The sequence below is a fragment of the Nocardia sp. NPDC004722 genome, assembly GCF_053601505.1.
The window spans coordinates 1-7,062 of the sequence record NZ_JBSGBY010000450.1 but is presented as its reverse complement, the minus strand read 5'-3'; the positions used below and the strand labels follow the sequence as shown (position 1 = coordinate 7,062).

The 7,062-nt window shown below is 68.8% G+C and carries 7 protein-coding genes and 1 pseudogene; 7 read left to right on the top strand and 1 reads right to left on the bottom strand.

Features of this window, described 5'->3' with window-relative positions; genetic code table 11:
• The first annotated feature begins 100 nt into the window (after positions 1–100).
• The gene (locus ACWELQ_RS32890; protein ID WP_452400929.1) at positions 101–445 is read left to right on the top strand and encodes a MarR family winged helix-turn-helix transcriptional regulator; all 345 of its coding nucleotides are present in this window, start codon (positions 101–103) and stop codon (positions 443–445) included.
• On the opposite strand, the gene ACWELQ_RS32885 is transcribed toward ACWELQ_RS32890, so the two are convergent.
• Positions 432–1,721, bottom strand: coding sequence for a family 1 glycosylhydrolase (locus ACWELQ_RS32885; protein ID WP_452400928.1), 1,290 nt, complete (start codon positions 1,719–1,721; stop codon positions 432–434). The two genes, ACWELQ_RS32890 and ACWELQ_RS32885, sit on opposite strands and share 14 nt — an antisense overlap.
• A 197-nt stretch (positions 1,722–1,918) precedes the next feature.
• Between ACWELQ_RS32885 and ACWELQ_RS32880 the strand changes: the two genes are divergently transcribed.
• The 6 genes and pseudogenes from ACWELQ_RS32880 to ACWELQ_RS32855 all read left to right on the top strand — a co-directional run.
• Complete coding sequence (locus ACWELQ_RS32880) at positions 1,919–3,175, top strand: AI-2E family transporter (protein WP_452400931.1); 1,257 nt, start codon at positions 1,919–1,921, stop codon at positions 3,173–3,175.
• Positions 3,159–4,367 carry a MacS family sensor histidine kinase gene (macS, locus tag ACWELQ_RS32875; protein WP_452400927.1) on the top strand — a complete coding sequence of 403 codons (1,209 nt, stop codon included), beginning with the start codon at positions 3,159–3,161 and terminating at the stop codon, positions 4,365–4,367. The genes ACWELQ_RS32880 and macS overlap by 17 nt, the downstream gene beginning before the upstream one ends.
• A gap of 21 nt (positions 4,368–4,388) precedes the next feature.
• Positions 4,389–5,051: a response regulator gene (locus ACWELQ_RS32870; protein ID WP_452400926.1), complete on the top strand. Its 663-nt coding sequence runs from the start codon at positions 4,389–4,391 to the stop codon at positions 5,049–5,051.
• A 109-nt stretch (positions 5,052–5,160) separates the two neighbouring features.
• Positions 5,161–5,814 (top strand): DUF1707 SHOCT-like domain-containing protein, encoded by a 654-nt coding sequence (locus tag ACWELQ_RS32865; RefSeq protein WP_452400930.1) that lies wholly within the window; start codon positions 5,161–5,163, stop codon positions 5,812–5,814.
• A 63-nt stretch (positions 5,815–5,877) separates the two neighbouring features.
• Complete coding sequence (locus ACWELQ_RS32860) at positions 5,878–6,693, top strand: alpha/beta fold hydrolase (protein ID WP_452400925.1); 816 nt, start codon at positions 5,878–5,880, stop codon at positions 6,691–6,693.
• A 102-nt stretch (positions 6,694–6,795) separates the two neighbouring features.
• A pseudogene (locus tag ACWELQ_RS32855) lies at positions 6,796–7,062 on the top strand (hypothetical protein); the annotation flags it as partial.

Here is a 7,062-nt window from a genome sequence, read left to right as displayed (position 1 = left end):
CGCGGATCGCTCACCGACGGCGTGCTCGTACCGACCGGCCGGATCGACGACCTCATCAACACCGGCGGCGTCAAGGTCTCCGCGATCGCCATCGACCGACGTGCAGGCCCTGAGCCTGCTCACCGCCGAGCCGGAACCGCTCACGGTGAAGCAGATCGCCGACATGACCGGGTTGACCACCGGATCGGCCACCCGCCTGGTCGACCGGCTGGAACGCGGCGGCTACGTGAGCCGGGTCCCCGATACCCACGACCGCCGCCGGGTGCTGGTCACCCCGGTACCCGAACGGATCGCCCACATCTCCGCGCTGTGGGGCGAGCTCGGTGTGGGCTGGCGAGACATGCTCGGCGAACACACCGACGCCGAACTGGAAGTGATCCTCGATCACCTGCGAAAAGCCCAGCAGCTCAGCCGAACCCAGATCGAACACCTCAAGGGGCGGTGACCGGAGTCGTGCAACTGGCCGGCGGATCCACCAGCTCACAGGCGGCGGGCGCGCGGACCGGCAGATAATCCGCCGCCACGCCGTCGTGCGCGATGATGGCCCGGTAGGTGTCGACCGCGTCGGTGGGTATCCGAGTCAGGTCCGGGTCGGTGCGCACGTTCACGGTGTACAGACCGAATCGTGGTGTGTAGGAAGCCCATTCGTAGTTGTCGGTGAGGCTCCAGTAGTTGTAGCCGATGAGATTCATGCCGTCGGCCTTCGCGCGCTGCAACCAGTAGACGGTGTCGCTCAGATGCTGCGAGCGGGTGTACCCGTCCGCGCGGGGCTGCGCGTTCTCGGTGGGCATGCCGTTCTCCACGATCCACAACGGCTTGCCCGGAAACAGCTGTGAATAGTGTTGCAGCGCAAAGTAGATGCCCTCGGGTGCGACCGGGAGATCCCACATTCCCGCCGCGGTGACGCCCGGTGGCTCGTCCCCGAAGTAGTAGTCGATGCCGATGAAATCGAGCTTCGCCCCGATCAACGCCAGCAGCGGGCCGTTGACCTGCGACTCGGCCCCCGCGACATAGCCGACATTGCTGGTCACCAACGCGCCCGGCTGCACCTGATGGATGTAGTCGTAGATCGCGTTGTGCGCCTGCGCCACCCGGCTCAGCATCTGATCGGCGTCGGTGCCGTTGAGCGTGACCTCGTGCACGATGTAGGCGACCGGCTCGTTGACGGTGACCCAGATCGGGTCGCGCCCCGCGAAATGATCGACGACCTTGCGCATATTGGTGAGCCAGTCGTCCACCATGCCGGGATTGCCCCAGCCGCCCCGATCGGCCTCCCAGCCCGGATACACCCAGTGATCCAGCGTCAGCATGGGCCGCATCCCGGCCGCCGCGATGGCCCCGATCACCTCGTCGTAGTAGGTGAAGGCGGCCGGATCCCACACCCCCGGTTGCGGTTCCAGCCGTGCCCATTCCACCCCGATCCGAAAAACCTTGACGCCGAGTTGCTTCGCCAGCGCGATATCGGAGCGGAACCGATCCCGGAAATCGACGGAATCCCCGAGCCGGTCCCAGCCGGGATTGGCTTCGATGTAACGGCTCCAATTGCTGTCCGGTGACTGACCTTCGGATTGAAACCCGGATTCCGCCACACCCCAGAGAAAGTCGTCACCGAGTACCGCGGCGGGCGGTTCGGGCGCGGTGCGGCCCGCGCCCGGGACCAGCAGCAGGGTGGCGGCCATAACGAGCCCGGCCGCGACGAGACAGCGAAATCGAGTGCGCATCAGCACTTCCCCAGGACCAGTACTCGAAATGAGTGAACGCGGTTACTTACTCCTGGATAGCTGCGATTGGTCTCGGAAATGTGCCGGGCCGACAATGGTTTGGCACAGCTGACCGGGGAAACGCCGCACACCGGATTCGGGGAACCGGTTCCGGCGGATTACCCGGCCCACCCAGTAGGCTCGCCTACGTGAGTGAGGTGCAGGCGACGTCCAGCAGATCCGGCGAGTCCGGTGGTGTGCGCCGCCGTGACGGGGAGGCCGTGCACCCCATCGTGCGGCAGACGGCGGAGTGGTGCTGGCGGCTGCTCATCATCTTCGCGGCGGTGCTGGCCTTCGCCTACCTGGCCCGCAAGCTGTCCGCGGTGACCATCCCGATGTCGATCGCGCTGCTCGGCGCGGCGTTGATGGCGCCGCTGGTCAATTGGATGCAGCGGTTCGGGGTGCCCCGCGCGATCGGCGTGTTCGTGGCGCTGGTCGGGTCGCTCGGCCTGCTCGCCGGGATCATGACCTTCGTCATCGAGCAGTTCGTCACCGGTGTGCCGCAGCTGTCCGGCGAGTTCACCACCTCCGTGCATCAGGTGCAGGACTGGCTGATCAACGGCCCGCTGCACCTGAGCAACGATCAGATCCGCAACGCGGGCGACACCATCGTCAAGACCATCGAGTCCAACAAGGACGCGCTCACCAACGGTGCGCTCACCACCGCCACCGTGATCGGCGAATTCTTCACCGGCGCCTTCCTGACGCTGTTCATCCTCATCTTCTTCCTCTACGGCGGGGACCAGATCTGGACCTTCGTCACGCGCATCGTCCCCACCCCACACCGGCAGCGGGTGCGGGTGGCCGGGCAGCTGGGCTTCGGCACGCTGACCGGGTTCGTGCGCGCCACCGTGCTGGTGGCCCTGGTCGACGCCATCGGCATCGGCTCGGGCCTGGCGATTCTCAGTGTGCCGCTGGCGCTTCCGCTGGCCTCGCTGGTGTTCATCGGCGCGTTCATCCCGATCGTCGGGTCCTTCATCGCCGGATCGGTGGCGGTGTTCATCGCGCTCATGACCAAGGGCCTGGTCACCGCGCTGATCGTGCTGGGCATCACCATCGCGGTCATGCAGCTGGAAGGCCATGTGCTGCAACCGCTGCTGATGGGCCGCGCGGTGCGCATCCATCCGCTGGCCGTGGTGCTGGCCATCGCCGCGGGCGTGGTGCTGGCCGGACTGGCCGGCGGTCTGCTCGCGGTGCCGCTGGTGGCGGTGCTCAATACCGCCCTGCGCTCGCTGCTCGCCGACTCGCCCGAAGAGGCGTACCAGGAGCTACACACCGGCGATCCACACGACCCCATATTCCACGCCGAACCGGATGATCCCGACGAAATCGCGGCACGCATCACCGCGGTCGCGTTCGACGACGATCGCCGGCCCTCGAAGCCACCCGGCGGCAGTGGTGACGCCGGGGACTGACACCGATCCGGGCTCGTCTGCCACCGATCCGGACTGGGCCGCCTCCGCCCCGCTGTGGCGGGCGGTGCAGGCGTTCCGGCTGGTCACCCTGCTGTACGCGGTGGGCCAGCAGATCGCCTCGGTGCCGTACTACACCAACCAGCGTTTGAGCTGGTTCTTCATCGCGATCATGGTGGTGTGGTCCGGAATCTCGGCGGTGTTGTTGTCGCAGTGGCGGATTCGCCACCACCCCCGGGTGCGTACCGCCGTGGTGATCGGCGACCACCTCGTGGTGATAGCGCTGATCTTCGGCACCCGGATGATCGCCTCCTACGACTGGTATCACCACCATCAGACCCTGCCCACCACGCTGTGGGCCGCCAATGCCGTGGTCTCCGCCGCGATCCTGTGGGGGCCGCTGGGCGGCGTCTGCTCGGGGCTGCTCGTCTCCGCCGCCGTCATCACCGCCCGCGCCCAATGGGATTTCGACGTCTGGCGCGACGCCACCCTGCCCGTGCTGATCTCGGTGGGCCTGGCGCTCGGCCTGGCCTCCAATACCGCCCGCCGCGCGCACGCCCAATTGCAGCGCGCGGTCCGGCTCACCGCCGCGACCCAGGAGCGTGAACGCCTGGCCCGCGAGGTGCACGACGGGGTGTTGCAGGTGCTCAGCTACATCAAACGGCGCGGCAACGAGATCGGCGGGCCGACAGCGGAATTGGCGCAACGGGCCGGAGAGCAGGAGGTGGCGCTGCGGGTGCTCATCTCCGAGCAGGGGGTGCGCGCCGACGACGGCGGCGCCGAGGAGGACCTGCGTCCGCTGTTGACCGCCCAGGCCACCCCCTCGGTATTCGTCTCCACCCCGGGCGATCCGGTGCCGCTGGGACATTGGGCGGCCCGCGAGCTGGCCGCCGCCGTGGCCGCCGCCCTGGCCAATGTGGTGCAGCACGCCGGGCCGGGCGCGAAAGCGTATGTGCTGCTGGAGGATACCGGCGGCGAACTCATCGTGAGCGTGCGCGACGACGGTCCGGGCATCCCGCCCGGACGCCTGGCCGAGGCCGAAGACCAAGGGCGGATGGGTGTTTCGCGCTCCATCATCGGTCGGGTCGCCGCGATCGGCGGGACCGCGCAACTGTTGTTCGAGGCGACTCCCGCCGACGACGATGAAGAGGGAGCGGGCGCGGAATGGGAGTTCCGCGTGCCCGTCCAGCGGTGACGAACGGAAACGGAGGACCGCATGAGCGAATCGGATCGGCGCATCACGGTGATGGTCGTCGACGACCATCCGATCTGGCGTGAGGGCGTGGCCCGCGACCTCGCCGAGGCCGGGTTCGACGTGGTCGCCACCGCCGACGGGGTGCGCGCCGCCGGAGCCCGTGCCGCGGCCGTCCAACCCACGGTGGTGTTGATGGACATGCAGCTGCCCGACGGCAATGGCGCGGACGCCACCGCCGAGGTGCTGCGCGTCTCGCCCCGCTCCCGGGTCCTGGTGCTCTCGGCGTCGGCCGAACGCGCCGACGTCCTCGACGCCATCAAGGCGGGGGCGACCGGCTACCTGGTCAAGAGCGCCTCGGCCACCGAACTGCTGGATGCCGTGCGCGCCACCGCGGCGGGCCAGGCGGTGTTCACCCCGGGCCTGGCCGGGCTGGTGCTCGGCGAATTCCGCCGCATCGCCAATACCCCCGAGGACCGCGACGAACCCCACCGCCCGGCCCTCACCGACCGGGAGACCGAGATCCTGCGGATGGTGGCGAAGGGCTTGTCCGCCAAGCAGATCGCCACCCGCCTGAGCCTCAGCCACCGCACCGTCGAGAACCATGTGCAGTCCACGCTGCGCAAACTGCAACTCGGCAATCGCGTGGAACTGACCCGCTACGCGATCGAACAGGGCCTCGAGTAGGGGGCGCGGATCAGGGATTGCCCTGATGCGATCGTGCCGGGTGGCTGGCTAACCTCGAAGCATGGGAGGTCCTGAAGCGGTTTCCGCTCCCGCGACCGGCAACGCCGTGATCGGCGACCGGGATCTACGGGTATCTGATGTCGAACGCGAACATGTCGGCCGGCTGCTGCAGCGCGCGGTCGGGCTGGGCATGCTGTCGCTGGGCGAGTTCACCGAGCGCATGGACACCGCGCTCGCGGCCAAGACCCGCGGCGAACTCAATACGGTGCTCGTCGATCTGCCGGGCGTCCGGCTGGTCGGCCAGCCCGCCCCCGCGCCCGCCGCGCCGGGCTGGGTGCCGCCGCAACCGCAGCCGCGCTACGTGGCCGCGCACCGGGTGCCACCGGCCATGCCGGGCAATGTGATTCGCGCCCGCCTGTCCAGTGTGGAACGCAAGGGCACCTGGCAGGTACCGCCCGCGATGTCGCTCAACGCCTTCCTGGGCAATGTGCGACTGGACTTCACCCAGGCCGTGATGACCACCCAGGTGGTCGAGATCCATGTGGACGAGTTCTGCGGCTCGATCGACCTGATCGTGCCGCCCGAGGCCACCGTCGACATGAACAGCATCGACCTGATGGCGTCCAGCGCCGAGACCAAGGTCCGTTCCGGCCCGCCCATCGGCCCGCTGCACATCATCGTGCACGGCACGCTGCGCTTCAGCTCCATCAAGGCCAAGCACCCCTTCGGAACCAACTGGAAGCGGTTCCTCAACGGCGCGTGACATCGGCAACGACGCGTGAAATCGGCGCGGCGGCCCGCTGTTCCGGGCGGTAGGGTCACCCCCATGGTGGAAGGCGTCGAGGCTCCGGAGGCAGTGCACAGATCCGGGAGCGGCGAGCCGCTGCTCCTGCTGCACGGTGTGTTGCTGACCTGGGAGTCCTGGGGCGCGGTCCTCGACGACCTGGCCACCGAGCATTCGGTGCTCGCCCCCACCTTCCCGGGTCACTGGGGTGGACCCGAGGCGGCCCGGCCCGCCACCGTCGCCGCCCTGGTCGACCACTGCGAGCGGCTGCTCGACGAATCCGGTTGGGACACTGCGCATATCGTGGGCAACTCGCTCGGCGGCTGGGTCGCCCTGGAACTCGCCGCCCGCGGGCGCGCCCGCTCCTGCACCGCCATCGCTCCGGCGGGACTGTGGCGCACCCCGGCCGCCGCGGATTCCCTGCTGCGCAAGTTCCGGGCCTTCGGCCCGCTCATCGGACTGGGGCCCGACCGGCAGCCGACCATGCCCACCCTGCTGCGCAGCCTGCTGCTGCCGCTGCTCGCGAACCGGCCCGCCGACGTCCCGAATCCGCTGGCCAAGGCCATGGCCGCGGCCATCACGGAATGCGCCATCGCCGACGACCTGGCCGAAGACCCCGATCTCGCAACGGGTTTCACCCAGTTGGCCGAACTGGCGCTGCCCACCACGATCCTGCTGCCCGACAACGACCGCGTCCTCCCGCCGCACGTCTACCGGCCGCTCGCCTCGACCGCCACCCTCGACGTGCGGTCCCTCCCGGACCTGGGCCACGTCCCCATGCTCGAGGCCCCGAACCTGATCACCGCCGAGATCCGCGCCACCATCGCCCGCGCCTCGGCCCCCGCCCACCCCGCCTGAACAGGACTTCCGGACCCGTCGGACCCGATCGCGTAGTAATCATGAGTAGCCCGGGTGTTTCTACTCATGTGGCCGGACGCCCCGCTCGAAAGTATGGCGAACATGAATCTCGCCATCGATCCTCGCCTGATCGCGCGGCTGTCGACTGAATTCACCTCGCTCAGCGAGCACCTGAACGTCCTCGGCCGCGACCTCGACACCCTGCACCACCAGGTCATCGCCGAAAACGCCCGCACCACAACGACATACACCACCTCGCCCGTCATCGCTCCACCGGTGACGGGCGCACCTGTGCCCGCGATCACCTGGCCCGATCCGGTGGTCACCGGTGGCCCGGTCTCAGGCCCGGCAGCCGATCCGACTCCCACC